The following is a 2460-nucleotide window of genomic DNA, read 5'->3' as shown; positions in this document are numbered from 1 at the left end:
GGGCTAAACAGTTTTGTTTAGAAGTTCTTTCATATAAATGTGGGGGAGAGATCTTCAGCAGTTAAAATAAAGCAGTTTTTGGGTGTCACTTTTCTTTGGTTACAGAGGCATGTGCTTTTGTTAAAAGCGTCATAGGGCAGTGGCTGTTTTGAGTGGATTTGTTAGAGGTTCCATGAAGTTTTTTTAAAGAGTGCTTCATGAATAGTGCAAAGCGGGGGCAATCTGTATTGTTTTCTGTATTTTTACGCCAAAGTTCTCTTTTGAGAATTTTTCGTGCCATTGTTGTTTTCTTTGGCTTGTTTACAGGTGTAAATGTTTATGCGCGCTCCTCAGCTATTTTTCATTCCCCAACAGATAATTTTTCTCGCCAACAATCAGAAAAGCAGCAATTAGAAAGAATTGAGAAATTACGCGCTTTAACGCCTAAAAGGATCAAGACGCCTTCAGAGCAAAATCCAGAAACGCTTTTGGGTGGGAAGCAATGTTTTCCCATTCATGCTGTTGTTGTTGAGGGAGTGCATCATGTCAAAAAGCGCTCTATATCAGCCGTAACAGAGCCTTATGTTGGAAGATGTATTGGTCTTTTTGATATTCAGCTCTTAATCAAGAAGTTAACCAAAGTTTATTTGGATCAAGGCTATGTAACGGCACGTTTTTACATTCCTGATCAAGATATCAAAAACAGCAAGACGCTCAAATTTGTTGTCGTTGAGGGCAAGCTTTCAGAGATTTACTATAATGGTTCACCGGCGTCTCGTTATAATAATGTTGTATGGAGTGCTTTTCCTGGGCTTCAAGGTCATGTTCTGAACATGCGCGATATTGAACAGGGGCTTGATCAGATCAACCGTTTGAGTTCAGCACACGCTCAAAGCGAACTTCTTCCAGGGCGTGAAGAAGGCAGCACCATTGTCAATATTAACAATCATCCCGATAAAACGTTCAAGGTTACTGTTTCTCATGACAATATGGGACAATCTTCCACGGGTTATGCGCGTTATAGTGCGGGCTTGAGGGTAGAAAATATTTTAGGGATGAATGATGCGTGGGATTTTAACTATCAACGCAGTGAGCCCGATTATTGGGGTGGGAGCAAGCAAGAAGGACATAGTAATAACATTTCAGCGAGTGTGAGTATTCCATATGGTTATTGGACCTTTGGATTGAATGGCACTGTTTATAATTACCAAAGCATAATCCCTGGCAATTTTACCGATATTGAGACGACGGGGGATTCCAGTGAGTTGCACGCCAGTACAAGCAGGGTTCTTTACCGTGATAGTGTTTCCCTTACAACCTTGAATTTGGGTCTTTCTTATAAAAGAACCAACAATTACCTTCTTGGCAATAAGATTGAAGTGGGCAGCCGTCAATATAGCGTCGCCAATTTTGGCATTTCGCATTCTCGCCAGATGTTGGGGGGGACTTGGACCTTTGATGTGAGTTATTTGCAAGGTCTTCCCTTGTTTCATTCAGTAAAGAAACATGCGCCAGGAGCAGGGGATGCGGAGCCACAATTTGCCAAATTTACCGGTACGCTTAGTGTCATGACGCCTTTTAAGATAGGGGGCTTGGACTTTATACTGAGGAATCTTTTGAGTGGTCAATATTCACCGCATAATTTATTGGGAGCTGAACAGATTTCGTTGGGGGGCGCTTCCAATGTTCGTGGCACGCGTGAGAGTTTGCTTTTTGGCAATAACGGTTTTTTTAGCCGGAATGATTTGTTGCTACGCACCATTCCGTGGAGCAATCACGCGACCTTCAAAAAGGTTTTTGGAGAACTTCGCCCTTATGTTGGTTTGGATTATGGGCGTGTTTTTGCACAACCCTTGTATGGGATTAAGAATGATCAGCTTGCCGGTTGGACAGCAGGTGTCAAGCTTGCGGGAGGCATGGTCTCTCTTGATGCCAGTTATTCCAGTATTTTTTGGAGCACAGTTAAGCACAAAAAATCAGGAACATTTTTTATGACATTAACAATGGAACTTTAAGCATTTTTTATTGGGGAGTTAACGTATGAGATATGAGAAGAGAGCAGAAAGAGCAGCTTTATTAGGTGTTTTAGTCTCCAGTACGATGCTCAAAAAGGTTTTATTTGGGGGACTTGGTTTTTCTTGTTTGTTAGCCCCTTCAGCGTTACAGGCACAAATTACTGTGGATCCTAACGCGAATGCCGCCCATCGTCCAGATATAGTGGCAGCGCCCAATGGGGTTCCCTCGATTGATATTGTTACCCCCAATGGCAAGGGCTTATCGCACAATAAATATAACGATTTTAATATTGGAAATCCGGGTGTGATTTGGAACAATCATGCGCAAGAAGTGGGGCAATCGCAGTTGGGGGGCATTATGCCGGGCAATCCGCATTTGCGCCTCACGGGTTCGGCGAAAGTGATTTTAAATGAAGTGACCAGCAGCAAGCGCAGTGCGCTTCATGGTCCAGGAGAGGTTTTTGGG

Annotated in this window: 2 protein-coding genes; both read left to right on the top strand. The window is 42.9% G+C overall.

What is annotated here, in order from left to right; genetic code table 11:
* The first annotated feature begins 197 nt into the window (after window positions 1-197).
* A complete protein-coding gene (locus tag ACFING_RS09590; RefSeq protein ID WP_375630722.1) occupies window positions 198-1994 on the top strand; it encodes a ShlB/FhaC/HecB family hemolysin secretion/activation protein in 1797 nt (598 codons plus the stop codon).
* Between the two features lie 25 nt (window positions 1995-2019).
* On the top strand, window positions 2020-2460 hold a 441-nt coding region (locus ACFING_RS09585; RefSeq protein WP_375630720.1), incomplete at its 3' end, for a hypothetical protein.

Source organism: Bartonella sp. AP150HLJHH, assembly GCF_042196385.1.
In the GTDB taxonomy this organism is placed as follows: Bacteria; Pseudomonadota; Alphaproteobacteria; order Rhizobiales; family Rhizobiaceae; genus Bartonella.
Note: the sequence above shows the minus strand (reverse complement) of the source record. Positions and strands in the feature narration are given on the sequence as shown.

Excerpts from the sequence above, each read along its gene's own strand:
- ACFING_RS09590 (WP_375630722.1), top strand. The coding sequence starts at position 198 with ATGAATAGTGCAAAGCGGGGGCAATCTGTATTGTTTTCTGTATTTTTA.